This window comes from Nonomuraea sp. NPDC049750, assembly GCF_040659625.1.
Taxonomy (GTDB): domain Bacteria; phylum Actinomycetota; class Actinomycetes; order Streptosporangiales; family Streptosporangiaceae; genus Nonomuraea.
Map to the genome: position 1 here is coordinate 38,257 of NZ_JBFANB010000046.1, position 14,798 is coordinate 53,054.

A 14,798-nucleotide genomic window follows, 5' to 3' on the forward strand; every position below is an offset into this window, starting at 1 on the left:
AACCTCGGAGGAGACCAGAAGGGCCGCCGCGCGTCGCCACCATGCAGAACACCCTTGTCCAGGATGTGGTGAGCGACTTCCACCTTCCCCGTGTCATCGGGACCCGGGGGAAGCTGGTAGGCGGGGCGGAAAGCCCAACGGTGAGAAGTCGGTTCGCAGCTTAGCGCCGCGCGTGGCGGATCTTCAACCGTCCTGTCCCCATGGCCCCGGAGATCTGGATTCGCGGTCCGCAGGGTCGTACGCGCCGCGGGGTCTTGTGGAGCGGGGTCTTCCAGCCGGTGCGCAGACCCTCGACGTCGACGATCGCGTCGCGAGGTACCGTGATCTCGGCGCCGCCCGTGCCGAGGTGCAGCTCGATGTCGACCACCGAATGGTCGATGATCGCCCGGGACAGGTCCAGACGCACCCTTCCGAGTGCGGACTCGACCTTGAGGGTCCGAGGTACGCGCCATGCGCCGCGCCGCTGGATCCGTCCGCTGACGGCGGCGATCGTGGCCGTGATGCCCGCGTCCTCCTCCGGGAGGGAGGCCAGAGCCGACCCGAGTTCGCTGTGCGTGTTGGCGGTGAGCACCTGGTGGAGGCGTTCGTCGAGTTCCTCGTACGAGAGGTGCCCTTCGGCGTACGCCTCCTGAAGGCGCCGCACGGCCGTGTCGCGGTCGTCTTCGCTGACCACGATCGGATCCATGACCCCTCCATTGGGTACTTCGTACGCAGTTGCGATGGCCAGGGTAAGTCACTGGGTACTATGTACGCAAGTTGGGGGTGGAACGGTGACCGACGCCGAGTACGTCAACATCTGGATGCGGCCCGAGCGCCCGGCCCGCGGGCCGAAGCCGGCCTACAGCCGCGCCCAGATCACCGAGGCGGCGATCCGGATCGCCGACACCGAGGGGCTGGAGGCCGCCACCATGCGGCGGATCGCCGCCGAGATCGGCGCGGGCGCGATGTCCCTCTACCGCTACGTCCCCAGCCGCGATGACCTGATCGAGCTCGTCGCCGACCGGCTGCAGGGCGAGATCGACGTCGAGGGCATGCCCTCCGGCGACTGGCGCGCGGACCTGACCCGCTACGCCGACGGGATGCGGGCCATGTGGCTGCGGCACCCGTGGATCGCCACCGTGCACCGCTCGCTCCCCGGCTTCGGCCCCAACCAGCTGCGCCTGATCGAACGAGTGATGGGCGCCCTCGACGCCCACGTTCCCATCGACGAGAACCTCGGCCTCATGGCCATTCTGAACGGCTACATCGACAGCGCCGTCCGCGACGAGGTCAGCTGGGCCGAGGAGGTCCGCCGCAGCGGGCTCACCGAGTCGCAGTGGCTGGCGCGGACCTACCCGTACGTCGAGCAGCTGATCAAGAGCGGCCAGTACCCGATCTTCACCAAGATCGCGACGCAGGCCCGCCAGACGCATCTGAGCCGTGACGAGCGGTTCCGGTACGGGCTGGAGCGCGTCCTCGACTGCATCGCCGCGGCCCTCCCGCCAACGGCCGAGCCTCCGAAAACGCGTCAGTAGCAGCTGGGCGGCGACACGCCCAGAAGAGAGCTCACCCACGGCCTGACCCTGGCGTACTGCCTGGCCGCAGGAGTGACCTTCCTCGGCGTCCTGGTCGCGGGCCTAGCCCTCGGCCGCCGGCTTGTCCAGCTCGGCCAGCTCCCCGTCGGAGAGTGAGACTCCCGCGCCGGCGACGTTCTCGCGCAGGTGCGCCGGCGACGAGGTGCCAGGAATCAGCAGGATGTTCGGTGAGCGCCGCAGCAGCCAGGCCAGGGCGACGGCCTTCGGCGTCGTGTCCAACCGAGTGGCCACGGTCGAGAGCGCCGCGGACTGGAGCGGGCTGAAGCCGCCGAGGGGGAAGAAGGGCACGTAGGCGATGCCCGCTTCGGCGAGCGTGTCGATCAGGTCGTCGTCTTGGCGGTAGGCGAGGTTGTACATGTTCTGCACGCACGCGATCGGCGCGATAGCCCGTGCCTCGGCGACCTGTTCCGCGGTCGCGTTGCTCACTCCGAGATGCCGGATCAGGCCCTGCCGCTGGAGCTCGACGAGCGTCTCGAACGGCTCGGCGAGCGAGCCGGATTGGGGTCCCTCGGCGTTGCCGAGCCGGAGGTTGACCAGGTCGAGCACTTCGAGGCCGAGGGTCTCCAGGTTCTCGTGGACGGAGCGGCGCAGCTCGTCGGGCTGCCGGGCCGGGGGCCAGCCACCCTGCTGGTCGCGGATCGCGCCGACCTTGGTCACGATGTGCAGCGATTCGGGGTATGGGTGCAGCGCTTCGCGGATCAGCTGGTTGGTGACGTGCGGTCCGTAGGCGTCGCTGGTGTCGATGTGGGTGATTCCAAGGTCGACGGCCTCGCGGAGGACGGCGAGTGCGCTGTCGTGGTCGGCAGGCGGCCCCATGACTCCGAGGCCGGCGAGCTGCATGGCGCCGTAGCCGAACCGGGTGACGGTCAAGTCGCCCAGGGTCCAGGTGCCGCCGGGGAGTGAAGTGGAAAGCATCCTCATACCTCTATATATGGGGATGTAACTTTCCTGATAGGAAGTAGGCACCTCAAAGTGCGTAAGTCGCCCATGGGTGAGAGGAGCGGTCGATGGCAACCGAGACGGTGGCCCAGAAGAAGGCACAGGCCAAGGCGGAATATGACGCTTTCCTGGCGGTGTGTCCTAGCCGCAAGCTGCTCGATCGCATCTCCGACAAGTGGGTGGCGCTGATCCTGGCCGCGCTGGGCAGCGACGGCCCGCATCAGTTCGGTGCCGACTGCGCCGGTGAGCCCAGGTCGATGCGCTACTCGGAGCTGTCCCGCCTGCTGGCCGGCGTCAGCCAGAAGATGCTCACTCAGACGCTGCGCTCCCTGGAGCGTGACGGCCTCATCACCCGCACGGTGACGCCGACCGTGCCCGTCACGGTCACCTACGAGCTGACCGAACTCGGTCTCTCGCTGCAGGAAATGATGCGCGGCCTCAAGGCCTGGGCCGAGACGCACATGGACGATGTGCTCGCCAACCGCGCGACGTACGACAGCCACGTCGCCTGAACCGGAGCCACGCCGCGAGCGGACGGCCTCGGCCCGGCGCGAGCTACGTGAGCTGTCAGGCGTGGAAGCCGCGGCGGGCGGCTTCGATGTGACCGAAGTACTGGTGGGTCCAGTCGCAGATCAGGTCGACCGTCGCTCGCAAGGCTTGGCCCGGCTCGGTAAGGGTGTACTCGACCCGTGGCGGCACTGTGGGGTGCACCTTCCGTTCCGCCAGGCCGTTGCGCTCCAGCATGCGCAGGTTCTGGGTGAGCATCTTGTGGCTGATGCCCTCGACCTCGTCCCGCAATTCGCTGAAGCGCAGGGTGCGCTCGCCGAGAGCCTCGATGATCAGCAACGCCCACTTGTTGGCGACATCGGAGAAGATCTCCCGCGCGAGGGAGTCCGCTCGCCGCAGATCGGCTTCGTCGGACGAGTCCCTGAGCTGCTTGGTCACCATCTGGTTCCCCAGTCACTAAAAAGTTCGTTCTTCCATGTCAGCGCACACTCTCCTATGGTTTCTGAGTAACCGCAAGAGACCACAGGAAGGTCAACTCGTCCGTTGCCTTCGCGCTCACGCGACCGAACGAAAGACTGATGGGAAACTCATGACCGTCTCACTCATCAACCCTGACAAGCATGTCCGAATCCCGCTCTACCACCACGTCGCGGTGGCGACGGGTAGCAGGCAGATCCACATCGCGGGACAGGTCGCCTGGGACGAGAATGGCGAGCTCGTGGCAGCGGGCGACCTCGCCGGACAGGTGGCCCAGGTCTACCGCAACGTCGCCAAGGCGCTCGACGCGGCAGGAGCGACGTTCCACGACGTCGTCCGCTTCACGTGGTACGCAGCGGGCTGGAAGAGAGAGATGTACGACGCCTTCAGCGCGGGAATCGACCAGGCGGCCCGCGAGTTCGATCTCGCTACGCCGCCCGCCGCGCTGATCGGGGTCGACATCCTCTTCGAGCCCGGCATCCTCGTGGAAGCCGAGGTCACCGCGATCATCGACTAGGGCTTCGTCATCGCGCACCGGAATTTCCGGCCGGTCAGTACGTGATGAGGACGGGCCGTTCGGTGATCTGGACAGCGTCGCCCGGCCGGACTGGACTGCCGGAGCCGTCGAGCCGCCATACGCTCCCGGCACCGGGAACGGTGACGGAGGCCGTAGCCTGGTGCGTCCACCGCAGGACGGCGGCGTGCTCGCCATCCGGCCCAGCGACGATGAGCTCACACTGCCAGACGTTGGCCGGCAACCCCACAGGCAGCCCCTGCCCGCAGGAGCGGAGCCGGGCGTGGGCGAGCCTCCTCGAACCCGTCGAACAACCTTGTGCCGCCGTACGCCTGGCCGCGCTCATCGAGGAGAACGGCGGACACCTCGCGACGGGCTTTCTCAGCACACCGATGCTGTTGTCCGTACTGGTGGACATCGGACGCGACGACCTGGCCTATCGCGTTCTGCTGCAGTCAACGCCTCCATCGTGGCTGCATCAAATCGAGCGAGGCGCCACAACCGTCTGGGAAACCTGGGAGGGTTCTGACCGGAAAGGTGCCGCTCGGATGTCCCACAACCACTACGCGTTCGGGTCAGTGGCCGGATGGCTGTTCGAGCACGTGGTCGGCATTCGCCCTCTCGAGCCTGGCTATCGGCGCTTCGCCGTAGCGCCCACGCCGGGCGGCGGGCTCGCGTCCGCCGGCGGGACACTGGAAACCGGCTACGGAACGATCGCGGCGAGCCGGCACGTCACCGGCGCGGACTCCACAATCGAGGTCACCGTGCCGCCGGGAACAGAAGCCGAGATCCACCACGCGGGACACGCTCACCACTTCGGCGCCGGCACCCACCGGCTCTAGTAGGCATCTGCGGCGCGTCCAGCGAGGTTCCGGGACCTTCGCCCGGCGAACCGGAGCCGGGTCCGGTTATAGTGAGGCTAACCGGAGCCGGGTCCGGTTATCCCTACGTGAAGGAACATCACATGGTCACCATCCCCTTCGGGCCGGCCACGACCGCTGCGGAAACCGTCGAGGGCGTCGACCTGTCCGCCAAGAAGGCCATCGTGACGGGAGCGTCGTCGGGAATCGGCGTGGAGACCGCGCGGGCGCTCGCCAAGGCCGGCGCCGACGTCACCCTCGCGGTCCGCGACACGGCCGCGGGAGAGAAGGTCGCCGCCGACATCGTGGCGTCCACTGGCAATGCGCGGGTACAGGTGGCCTTTATGGATCTATCGGTCCGCGACTCGATCGATGTCTTCGTCGCCTCATGGCGAGGCCCGCTCGACATCCTGGTCGACAACGCCGGCATCATGGCCACCCCCGAGCGGCGTACCGCCGAGGGCTGGGAGATGCAGTTCGCCACCAATCATCTTGGCCATTTCGCCCTCACCGCCGGACTGCACGACGCCCTTGAGGCCGCCGGGCGCGCGCGGGTCGTCGTCGTGAGCTCCGTGGGCCACGTCAATGGGGACATCATCTGGGACGACATCAACTTCGATCGCCATCCGTACGACGAGTGGAAGGCTTACAGCCAGTCCAAGACCGCGAACATCCTGTTCGCCGTCGAAGCCGCCAGACGCTGGGCCGACGACGGCATCACGGTCAACGCGCTCAACCCCGGCCGTATCTGGAGCACCGGCCTGTCGCGGCACATGACCGCCCCACCGGCATCGTTCGAGCCCGAATCCAGCGACGGTGTGACGGTCAAGGACATCCCGCAGGGGGCGGCCACCTCGACCCTGCTGGCCGCCTCGCCGCTCGTCGAAGGCGTGACCGGACAGTACTTCGAGGACTGCCAACCAGCCGTCCCGCACACACCCGGACTCCGGCGCGGCTTCGCGGCCTACGCCGTCGACCCCGACGCCGCCGCCCGCCTCTGGCAGGTGTCCCTCGACATGATCGGCAAGGCAGCCCGCTAAAGGGCCTTGAGCAGCCGTTCGGCCAGGACGGCCGCCGACGCGGGGTTCTGCCCGGTGAACAGGTTGCGGTCAACCACCGTGTACGGCTTCCACATCTCGCCCTTGGTGAAGTCGACGCCCAGGTCGATGAGCTCGTCCTCCAGCAACCAGCGGGCCTTCGAGGCGAGCCCGACCGCGTTCTCTTCCTCGTTGGTGAACGCGGTGATCTGGTAGCCGGCGAAGGGCGACACGCCGTGGATCCTGGTGGCCAGCATCGCGGCCGGGGCGTGGCAGACGATCGCGAGGGGCCTGCCGGAGGCGAGCGCCTCGGTCAGCAGCCGGCCGGCGTCCGCGTCGATGTACAGGTCTTCCATGGGGCCGTGGCCGCCCGGGCAGTAGACGGCGTCGTAATCCTCCAGGCGGGCGTCCGCCAAGTGGATCGGCCGCCGCATCACCTCCGCGGAACGGATGATCGCCTCCAGATCGAGAGCGATCTGCGCGCTACCCGCCATCTCGGGGCGCAGGCTCATCATGTCCACGGTCGGTACCACCCCGTTGGGAGTGGCGACCACGACCTCGTGGCCGGCCTCGGTGAGCGCCTTGTACGGGGCCGCGAACTCCTCGGCCCAGTAGCCCGTCGCATGCCTGGTGCCGTCCTTGAGCGTCCAGTACGCCGTGCCGGTCATCACGAAAAGTAGCTTCGCCATCGGGCAACCGCCCCCCGTCTGCATCTGCTGCGGTTGGCTCAGGCCCTTCCTGGAAGCAGCCTATGTCGGGTGTTATCGAGGCCATGTGGCGGGGTGGATGCCGCACCGCAGGCGTCCACGCCCGCCCGCTCCCCCGCGATGATCACCTGCCGTGGCTGAGGGAGGTGTCGAGGAGGGCGAAGCGCTGGGCGAACGCGGACATCTGATCGCGTTGCCGGTCCAGGTCGGGGGCGGTGGGGTTCACGACGAGGCGGGTCACGCCTTGCGCGGCGAGGGCTTCGACCCCCTCGGCGGACATGTCGATCGACCCCCATCGCGTGTACTCCAGCGCTTCCGGGCTGCGCCCTGCCTCGACGGCGGTCGAGCGGGCGAGGTCCAACTGCAGGGCGCGCTCGTCCGGACCGAGCGCGCCGCCGGGGAAGTAGCCGTCGCCGCGTCGCCCGGCGCGGCTGGCGGCCGCCCGGCTCGATCCGCCGATGTGGATCGGCAGGTGGGTGACACCGACGGGCTTGGGGAATTGGCACAGGTCGTCGAAGGCGAAGAACTCCCCCGCGAAGCTGACGCCGTCCTCGCCACCGGCCCAGAGCAGCCGCATGACATCGATCGCCTCGTCGGCGCGCCGGCCCCGGGTGCTGAAGTCGACCCCCACCGCCCGCGCCTCGCCGGGCAGGGAGCCGAGCCCCACGGTCAGCAGCCGCATCCGCCCCTTGGACAGCACGTCGATCGTCGCCAGACGCTTGGCGAGGACCACCGGGTGGTGGTACGGCAGCAGCAGCACACCCGTTCCGAGCTGGATCCGCTCCGTGGCCGCGGCGACGAAGCTCAGGCAGTCGAGCGGATCGGCGTAGGGCAGCGACGGCGAAAGCTCCATGGTCCCGACCGTGGCGCCGGGGTACAGCGCGATGTGCTCCGGCAGGTACAGCGACTCGAAGCCGCTGTCCTCGGCATGCCGGGCGAAGGCCATGATCCTTTCGGGATCGACGCCGAAATAGGCCATGTTGTAGCTGATCCCGAACTTCATCGTCATTCCTCCGATCGGCGCACGGAGGATCGGCCTGCGCCCCCCGCCTGTCGCCGACACGCTAGAACGTTGCCGCCAGCGTCAAGGCAAGTCTTGGGGGCCGCAAGGTTCAGCGAGGCTCGAGCTTGCGGGTCGTGGCTCGCACCTCGGGCGCCACCATGGCGTCGATGTACGTCGGACCGTAGCGGCCGTACTTGGCGCGGTAGGCGGCGTCGATCTGGAGGTCGATGTCAGGATCGGTTTCCGCCTCGATGGTGACGTCCTTGTCGACGCCGCCGGCCCGGATATGGCCTTCGTGGGTCTCCTGGACCGTGCGGAACCAGGCACCCGCGCCCGCCTTGTAGGAGCGGACATAGAGGTGGTCGCCATGGCGGACGACCCAGATCGGCACCGGCTTGCCCAGCGTGCCGTCGCCGCGCCGGGGCTCGATCCGCAACTCGTCGGCCGCTTCGATCCTGCTGAGCTCGTCGCTCGTCCACGTAGTCATCGGCTTGTCTCCTTCGTCATATCGGTGGTGGCCGCAGTCTTGAGTACGGCACCGATACCCAAACCCGCGCCGCCGACCCGGCGCCTGGGGGGCCCTGTCACACCCCTGAACACCGCTCCCCGGCACACCCCGCCCTGCCGCGCAGCACGCGGCGGTGGCACAGTGGATGGGGGAAAGAGACGTTTTCCCTGCTCAGAACGGCTTCAGAAGAGCTCAGAACACGCTCGCTACGGCGGCCTCGCCACGCGCCGCCGTCAGTCATAGAAGCAGTCGTAGAAGCACTCATAGAAGCTTCAGCACGGAGAAGAACATGCTCACCGTCAACTCCTACTCCGCCACGTCCGCGACCGAGCCGCTCGCCCCGGCGAGGGTCGAGCGTCGCGACGTCGGCCCGCGTGACGTCCTCATCGAGATCAAGTACTGCGGCATCTGCCACTCCGACATCCACTTCGTACGCGGCGAATGGGGCACCGCCCCCTATCCCGTCGCCCCCGGCCACGAGATCGCCGGAATCGTCGCCGCGGTCGGCCCAGAGGTCACCCAGTACGCCGTCGGAGACCGGGTCGGCGTCGGCTGCATGGTCGACTCCTGCGGCGAGTGCTCCAGCTGCCGCAAGGGCGAGGAGCAGTACTGCCTCAAGGGCAACACGCTCACCTACGGCTCCACCGACAAGGACGGACGGATCACCCAGGGCGGCTACACCACCCACATCGTGGTGACCGAGGACTTCGTCGTACGAATCCCCGAAGGCATCGAGCTCGACTCCGCCGCGCCGCTGCTGTGCGCCGGCATCACGACGTACTCGCCGCTGCGCCGCTGGGGCGCCGGCCCTGGCAAGAAGGTGGCGGTCGTCGGGCTCGGCGGGCTCGGTCACATGGCCGTCAAGCTCGCGCACGCGTTGGGCGCCGAGGTGACCGTTCTGTCGCAGTCGCTGAAGAAGAGGGAGGACGGCCTGCGCCTGGGCGCGGACCACTACTACGCCACGAGCGACCCGGAGACGGTCGAGCAGCTCGCCGGCTCCTTCGACCTCATCGTGAACACCATCAGCGCGAAGATCGAGCTCGACGCCTACCTGTCGCTGCTGGCCGTGGACGGCACGATGGTCAACGTCGGCGCTCCGGCCGAACCACTGGCGTTCAACGTCTTCCCCCTCATCATGAGCCGCCGGTCGTTCGCCGGTTCGGCGATCGGCGGCATCCGCGAAACCCAGGAAATGCTCGACTTCTGCGCCCAGCACCACCTCGGGGCCGAGATCGAGGTCATCTCGGCCGACAAGATCAACGAGGCGTACGAGCGCGTCCTTGCCTCCGACGTGCGGTACCGGTTCGTGATCGACATCTCGACCCTGGCCTGAGCCACTTTCGAGAAGGAGTACTTCAGGAGTACCGCCAACTGGGACGCACCGGCGTCTCGGTCGGCAAGCTGGAGGCCGCCGAGCAGCTCGCGGAGCTGGCCGACAAGGCGGGGGTCCCGCTGATCGAGATGGCGATCGCCTTCGTCCTGCGCCACCCCCCTTGTCGTCGGACATCGTGGCGATCACGCGAGCTGCCCGCCGCCGCCTGATCAGGAGACCATCACCATGGCAGACACCGCACAAGCGATGGCCGTACCCGGCTGGGTCCTGAAGTTCATGGAAGCCATCGACACCCTGGAGTTCGGCGAGGGCTTCGCGCCGCTGACCGAGGACACCGACATGTACTTCGGCACTGAGCACATCCACGGAGTCGAGGCCATCCAGGCGTTCTTCGTCAAGATCGACGAGCCGCTGAACATCACCCACGAGGTGTTGGAGTTCTGGACCGCGGGCGACGGAGTCCGCCTGCTGCGCGGTGAAGCGACCATGGCCAAGAAGGCTGAACCGGACCGGGTGGTGCGTGCCCCGTTCATGCACATCTTCTACCTCGACGAGGGAGAACCGCTCCAGATCCGGACGGTGCGCATCACCGCCGGGCCGCTGAAAACAGACGCGGTGATGTGACCGTTCCAGGCATCCTGTCGTTCGTCTGACCCACCTGAGTCGTTCACTTCAATCCGACATGGTCTACATGTCGGCTCAGGGAGAAGAAACCGTGACGACCGATCAGAGACGCCTTGGCCTCAGCAGCAGCTGGTGCGTGTGGGAATTCGTCAAGTCGCCTATGCGTAGGGCTTCGGTCCTGCCGAGCTCGGCGCGGGGAAGGGCCGCGGATGACCCAGCAGGCCTACGCCGAGCGGCTCAAGACGTGGGCCGACTGGGAGGAGCTGTCAGCGGCGGCTCGCTGACTGCTTGGCCTCCTGACTGTTCGGCCAGGACGCCCCTCGGCGTCCGGCCCGCGGTCAGCCACAGGCTGGTGAATACCGCGCAGGCCAGCGTCACGGCACCCGCCGCGAGGAAGGCGCTGTTGAGGCCGGATTCGAAGGAGGCGCCGCCGGACGCCCGCGTGTGGACGATCGCCCCGAGCACAGCCACGCCCAGCACCGCGCCGATCTGCCGGGTGGTGCTGCTGACGCCGGAGGCGAGGCCGCCCTCCTGCGGGCTGACCGCCTGGATGGCGGCCCCGGTCAGCGGCGACATGGTCAGAGCGAATCCGATGCCGACGACCGCCAGCCGCCACCACACGTTCCCGTAACCGGTATCGGCGTGGACGAAGCCCAGCGCCAGCAGCCCCAGCCCGGCCAGCGCCAGGCCGCTGCTGACGACGACGCGGAAGCCGTACCTGGCCGCGAACCGGCCCGCGTACGGGCTGACGATCACCATGGCCAGCGAGGCGGGCAGGGTTCGCAGCCCGGCGACCAGGATCGAAGTGCCCTGGACGTAGACGAAGAACTGGGAGAAGAAGAACGACGACCCCATCAGCGCGAACCCGACTACGACCATCGCCGTGTTGGACACCGTGAACAGCCGCTGACGGAACAGTCGAAGCGGCAGTATCGGCGTTGACACACGACCTTCGACCACGACGAACGCGGTCAGGAGCGCCAGCCCGGCGGCGAAGCCGCCCAGGATCACCGGCGAGGTCCAGCCTCGGGAACCGCCCTCGATCAGGCCGAAGGTCACAGCGCCCACGCCCGCGACGGACAGGACCGTGCCGGGGACGTCGATCGGCGGCGCGCTCGGGTTTCGGGATTCCCCCAGCACGCGCAGCCCGGCCAGCAGCAGGACCGCTCCGATGGGCACGTTGACCAGGAAGATGGCGGGCCAGCCGAAGGCCTCCACCAGGATCCCGCCCGCCAGCGGTCCGGCGGCCAGGCCGATGCCGCTGAACCCGGCCCACAACCCGATCGCTCTGACGCGCTCCCTTGGGGCGGGATACGCGGCGGCGAGCAACGCCAGCGAGGCGGGGCTCAGCGCCGCGGCCCCGACGCCCTGCAGCACCCGCCCGGCGATCAGCCAGCCGATCGAGGGTGCGAGCGAACACACCACCGACGCGGCCGTGAACACCACCACCCCGGCCAGGAACACCCGCCTGCGGCCGAACCGGTCGGCGAAGACGCCGCCCGACAGCAGCAGCATGGCCACCAGCAGCACGTAGGCGTCGACGATCCACTGCAGGCCGCTCAGCCCGGTGTGGAGCCGCTGCTGCATGTCGGGCAGGGCGGCGCCGACGATCGTGTTGTCGAGCAGCACCATGAACTGACCTGCGCAGGTCAGGGTGAGCAACGCTTTCACGCAGATCCCTCCAAAAAGCAGTTAATGACTGGTCTCACGCTTTTGACCACCTTGTCGTCCCGCTCGATGCGGGGATCGCCTCGTCGGTCAGTTCCGCCGAGGTCACTCACCGGCACGCGTGGCGGCCCGCGAGTTCTTCGGCCGATCGAAAAGTCGATTCCATGAATGTGCACCCTAATGGCAAGCCACAGGTGCTCGAAAAGCCGAAAAACTGCTTCCGAGATGTCGCGTCCCAGGTCAGTGGGGTTAGCGATGGGGAGGCCATAAAACGGCGCTCCGCACAATGAGATAGATGTCTCCATGCTCATCGGCGCATGGCCATAACGAGCGGGATTTGTCCAGTAGTGGAATAACTCTTTTAAAGTCTTCCCGTGTCAACGGGTGTAGGCCAACAGATGTCGACATCGAGCGCGACCAGGTCGACAAGTGTCGGCATACGACGGAAGGAGCCTTCCAGCTCTCCCAAGCCTCCGGCCACAACCGTGCCGAACTGGAGCGCCGCCTGGCCACGCGCACCTCACGGGAAACGGGACCTGACCGCAAGGTCCGAGTCCCGCGACGTGTTCAGACCCCACTCAATCAACGAGCCTGTCAGTGTCGCTGGCCGGTTGGGTGAGGAGGCCGGTGAGGGCGGCGTTCGCGATGGCCTCCGCCTCGGTGGGTGTGAGGGGGGCGTGGCCGCTGACGAGGCGGAAGATAATGGCGCCGAACAGGACGTCCTGGGCGACTTCCACGTCGACGTCGGTGCGTAGTTCACCTCGTTGCACTCCGCGTCGCCACATCTGGCGAATCAGCTCGCGGCGGCCCTCCAGGAAGCGCTGCCGCAGGAGTTCGGCGGCCCCTGGGTCGGTGACGGTGGCCGCCAGTAGCTGGGCGTAGACCTGGCCGACCGGACCGGCATAGAACGCGGCGACGTTGCGTACCTGCTGGGTCAGGTCCTCGCACGCCGAGCCCGTGTCGGGCACCGGGGTCGCCTCGGCCATGTGCAGGGCGAACGCGTCGATGGCCACGCAGATGCGGTTGGACCAGTGCTTGTAGATGGTCGCCTTGCTCACCCCGGACCGGGCGCTGACGGCGTCGACCGTCGCTGCCGGCAGCCCGCCCTGCGACAGCAGCTCGGTGGCGGCGCGTAGCACCGCCTCGCGCACCCGGCGGCTGCGGGGCATGAGATCCTTCTCAGCCGGCATTGTCGTAGGCCGTCGCCACGGCGACCTCGCGCCACTGGTCGAGCTCGGACTTGACCAGTTCGAGCTTGGCCTCGACGCGGGCGACGCAGTCAGCGCCCAGCTGAAGCCGGACCGGCGGATCGCCGGCCCCGGCGATGGAGACGATCGCGGCGGCCGCCCTCGCCGGGTCACCGGCCTGGGCGTGGTTGTTCTTGGTCCGCCAGGCCCGGGTCTGACCGGCGGTCTCCGCGTAGTCCTCGATCACCTGCTCGGTCGTGTGCAGCGATGAGTCGTCGAGGAAGTCGGTGCGGAAGACGCCGGGCTCGATGATGATCACGTCGATGCCCAGCGGGGCGAGCTCGGCGCGCATCGCCTCGCTCATGCCCTCCACCGCGAACTTCGTCGAACCGTACACGCCCCACCCCTGGCCCGCGGTGAACCCGCCCACCGAGGTGATGTTCAAGACCCGCCCGGAACGCTGGCGGCGCATGACCGGCAGCACGGCGCGGGTCACCGCCAGCAGGCCGAACACGTTGACGTCGTAGACCGCTCGGACCTCGGCGTCGGATGCCTCCTCCACCGCTCCCAGCAACCCCCGACCAGCATTGTTGACGAGCACATCAATACGGCCGAACGCCTCCACCCCGGCGGCCACGGCCTCCTGGACGGCGGCCTCGTCTGTGACATCCAGGTTCACGGCCAGCAGCCGATCACCGGCGCTCGCGAGTTCGACCTCGACCTGTTCGGCATTCCGCGCGGTGGCGACCACCGCATCCCCCTCGGCCAGAGCCTTGCGTGCGATCTCCAGACCGAACCCACGCGAGGCACCCGTGATGAACCAGATCCTCATGGACACCCTCCACTAAGTGAACTGAACGTTCAGTTTAGATGATGAGGATCGCTCCCACCACTCGCCCCCCGACGGAAGCCGACCTCTCTTCGGGAGTCAGGCGGCCACGGGCTACCGAGCCGCGTCCCACCGCCTCGACGGCCACCGGCCACGATGAGACGGGCGGGAGCTCTGGCTTGAACCTCCCGTGGCGGGAGGATCTACCGTCGACTCCGTGACCGGAAACGACGGTATCGAGCGTCGATGGACCATCGGAGAGCTGGCCAAGGCCACCGGGGTCACCATCCGTACGCTCTACCACTACGACGAGATCGGCCTGGTCCGGGCCGGCGAGCGGACCGCGTCGGGCCACCGCCGCTACACCGAGGCCGATCTGCGGCAGCTGTATCGCGTGCGCGCCCTGCGCGGACTGGGACTGTCGCTGGAGGAGATCGCGAACGTCCTCCGGCGGCCGGCCGACGACCTGGCGGCCATGCGCGACCTGCTCGGCGCCCAGCTCGCCGAACTGGAGCTGCAATCGGCCCGGATGGCGCAGCTCAAGACGAAGATCGGCGGGCTCCTCGGGCTGCTCGACCAGTCGGTCATGCCCGATTCCGAGCACTTCATGACCGCCCTCGAAGAGATCTCGGTGTACGAGACGTACTTCGCCCAGGAGTTGCGAGACCACCTGGCCCAGCGCCGGTTGCAACTCGGCGAGGACACGCTGCGGGACTTGCGGGCCGAGTGGCTCGTCCTGCTCAAGGAGGCCCATCAGAACATGCTGGCGGGCACGCCCGTCGACGACCCTCAGGTGCAGGCCGTGACCGCCCGCTGGACGGCGATGGCAGCCGCGCTCCAGAGCGGCAACGAGCGGCTCGACGAACGGCTCAAGATCGCCGGCACGGCGTGGTGGCGCGACAACAGCGCCGGGGTCAGCGAGGAGGTCAGCCGCCAGATCGAGTGGCTGGACGCCGACGGCCTGCCCGCCATCTTCGACTACCTCCAGCGGGCCGTGATCTGGGCCCGCGAACACCAATCAGGAGAGTGAC

At 68.0% G+C, this 14,798-nt stretch carries 18 protein-coding genes and 1 pseudogene; 9 read left to right on the top strand and 10 right to left on the bottom strand.

Annotated elements, in window-relative coordinates; all coding sequences use genetic code 11:
• Positions 1-160: 160 nt before the first annotated feature.
• On the bottom strand, positions 161-685 hold the full coding sequence (locus AB0J16_RS55120; protein ID WP_358555959.1) for a DUF1707 domain-containing protein: 525 nt from the start codon (positions 683-685) through the stop codon (positions 161-163).
• A gap of 85 nt (positions 686-770) precedes the next feature.
• On the opposite strand from AB0J16_RS55120, the gene AB0J16_RS55125 reads away from it, so the two are divergent.
• Entirely contained in the window at positions 771-1,514 is a 744-nt protein-coding gene (locus AB0J16_RS55125; RefSeq protein ID WP_358555962.1) for a TetR/AcrR family transcriptional regulator, read from the top strand.
• Positions 1,515-1,616: 102 nt separating this feature from the next.
• Here the strand turns inward: AB0J16_RS55125 and AB0J16_RS55130 are convergent, their stop codons facing one another.
• On the bottom strand, positions 1,617-2,495 hold the full coding sequence (locus AB0J16_RS55130; RefSeq protein WP_358555965.1) for an aldo/keto reductase family oxidoreductase: 879 nt from the start codon (positions 2,493-2,495) through the stop codon (positions 1,617-1,619).
• An 86-nt stretch (positions 2,496-2,581) separates the two neighbouring features.
• On the opposite strand from AB0J16_RS55130, the gene AB0J16_RS55135 reads away from it, so the two are divergent.
• On the top strand, positions 2,582-3,025 hold the full coding sequence (locus AB0J16_RS55135) for a helix-turn-helix domain-containing protein (protein WP_358555967.1): 444 nt from the start codon (positions 2,582-2,584) through the stop codon (positions 3,023-3,025).
• 55 nt (positions 3,026-3,080) lie between these two features.
• On the opposite strand, the gene AB0J16_RS55140 is transcribed toward AB0J16_RS55135, so the two are convergent.
• Positions 3,081-3,461, bottom strand: coding sequence for a helix-turn-helix domain-containing protein (locus AB0J16_RS55140; protein WP_358555970.1), 381 nt, complete (start codon positions 3,459-3,461; stop codon positions 3,081-3,083).
• 148 nt (positions 3,462-3,609) lie between these two features.
• Between AB0J16_RS55140 and AB0J16_RS55145 the strand changes: the two genes are divergently transcribed.
• Complete coding sequence (locus tag AB0J16_RS55145) at positions 3,610-4,014, top strand: RidA family protein (RefSeq protein ID WP_358555973.1); 405 nt, start codon at positions 3,610-3,612, stop codon at positions 4,012-4,014.
• A gap of 34 nt (positions 4,015-4,048) precedes the next feature.
• Here the strand turns inward: AB0J16_RS55145 and AB0J16_RS55150 are convergent, their stop codons facing one another.
• Entirely contained in the window at positions 4,049-4,429 is a 381-nt protein-coding gene (locus AB0J16_RS55150; protein ID WP_358556050.1) for a hypothetical protein, read from the bottom strand.
• On the opposite strand from AB0J16_RS55150, the pseudogene AB0J16_RS55155 reads away from it, so the two are divergent.
• From AB0J16_RS55155 to AB0J16_RS55165, 3 genes and pseudogenes are all read left to right on the top strand, one after another.
• Positions 4,356-4,556 (top strand): annotated as a pseudogene (locus tag AB0J16_RS55155) (hypothetical protein); the annotation flags it as partial. The gene AB0J16_RS55150 and the pseudogene AB0J16_RS55155 overlap by 74 nt on opposite strands.
• Positions 4,557-4,559: 3 nt before the next feature.
• On the top strand, positions 4,560-4,853 hold the full coding sequence (locus AB0J16_RS55160; RefSeq protein ID WP_358556047.1) for an alpha-L-rhamnosidase C-terminal domain-containing protein: 294 nt from the start codon (positions 4,560-4,562) through the stop codon (positions 4,851-4,853).
• A 122-nt stretch (positions 4,854-4,975) separates the two neighbouring features.
• Positions 4,976-5,911 carry an SDR family NAD(P)-dependent oxidoreductase gene (locus tag AB0J16_RS55165; RefSeq protein ID WP_358555976.1) on the top strand — a complete coding sequence of 312 codons (936 nt, stop codon included), beginning with the start codon at positions 4,976-4,978 and terminating at the stop codon, positions 5,909-5,911.
• Here the strand turns inward: AB0J16_RS55165 and AB0J16_RS55170 are convergent.
• The 3 genes from AB0J16_RS55170 to AB0J16_RS55180 all read right to left on the bottom strand — a co-directional run bounded on the left by AB0J16_RS55170 (position 5,908) and on the right by AB0J16_RS55180 (position 8,105).
• Positions 5,908-6,597 (bottom strand): type 1 glutamine amidotransferase domain-containing protein, encoded by a 690-nt coding sequence (locus AB0J16_RS55170; RefSeq protein WP_358555979.1) that lies wholly within the window; start codon positions 6,595-6,597, stop codon positions 5,908-5,910. The genes AB0J16_RS55165 and AB0J16_RS55170 overlap by 4 nt on opposite strands.
• 142 nt (positions 6,598-6,739) lie before the next feature.
• Entirely contained in the window at positions 6,740-7,618 is an 879-nt protein-coding gene (locus tag AB0J16_RS55175; protein WP_358555981.1) for a TIGR03619 family F420-dependent LLM class oxidoreductase, read from the bottom strand.
• 109 nt (positions 7,619-7,727) lie between these two features.
• On the bottom strand, positions 7,728-8,105 hold the full coding sequence (locus tag AB0J16_RS55180; protein ID WP_358555984.1) for a DUF2255 family protein: 378 nt from the start codon (positions 8,103-8,105) through the stop codon (positions 7,728-7,730).
• 310 nt (positions 8,106-8,415) lie between these two features.
• Between AB0J16_RS55180 and AB0J16_RS55185 the strand changes: the two genes are divergently transcribed.
• Positions 8,416-9,459, top strand: coding sequence for an NAD(P)-dependent alcohol dehydrogenase (locus AB0J16_RS55185; RefSeq protein ID WP_358555987.1), 1,044 nt, complete (start codon positions 8,416-8,418; stop codon positions 9,457-9,459).
• A gap of 225 nt (positions 9,460-9,684) precedes the next feature.
• Positions 9,685-10,083, top strand: coding sequence for a nuclear transport factor 2 family protein (locus tag AB0J16_RS55190; protein ID WP_358555990.1), 399 nt, complete (start codon positions 9,685-9,687; stop codon positions 10,081-10,083).
• Between the two features lie 237 nt (positions 10,084-10,320).
• Here the strand turns inward: AB0J16_RS55190 and AB0J16_RS55195 are convergent, their stop codons facing one another.
• From AB0J16_RS55195 to AB0J16_RS55205, 3 genes are all read right to left on the bottom strand, one after another.
• Complete coding sequence (locus tag AB0J16_RS55195; protein WP_358555993.1) at positions 10,321-11,754, bottom strand: MFS transporter; 1,434 nt, start codon at positions 11,752-11,754, stop codon at positions 10,321-10,323.
• Between the two features lie 575 nt (positions 11,755-12,329).
• A complete protein-coding gene (locus AB0J16_RS55200) occupies positions 12,330-12,920 on the bottom strand; it encodes a TetR/AcrR family transcriptional regulator (RefSeq protein WP_358555996.1) in 591 nt (196 codons plus the stop codon).
• Between the two features lie 10 nt (positions 12,921-12,930).
• Complete coding sequence (locus AB0J16_RS55205; protein ID WP_358555999.1) at positions 12,931-13,770, bottom strand: oxidoreductase; 840 nt, start codon at positions 13,768-13,770, stop codon at positions 12,931-12,933.
• Positions 13,771-13,984: 214 nt separating this feature from the next.
• Between AB0J16_RS55205 and AB0J16_RS55210 the strand changes: the two genes are divergently transcribed.
• Positions 13,985-14,797, top strand: coding sequence for a MerR family transcriptional regulator (locus AB0J16_RS55210; protein WP_358556002.1), 813 nt, complete (start codon positions 13,985-13,987; stop codon positions 14,795-14,797).
• Position 14,798: the final 1 nt, after the last annotated feature.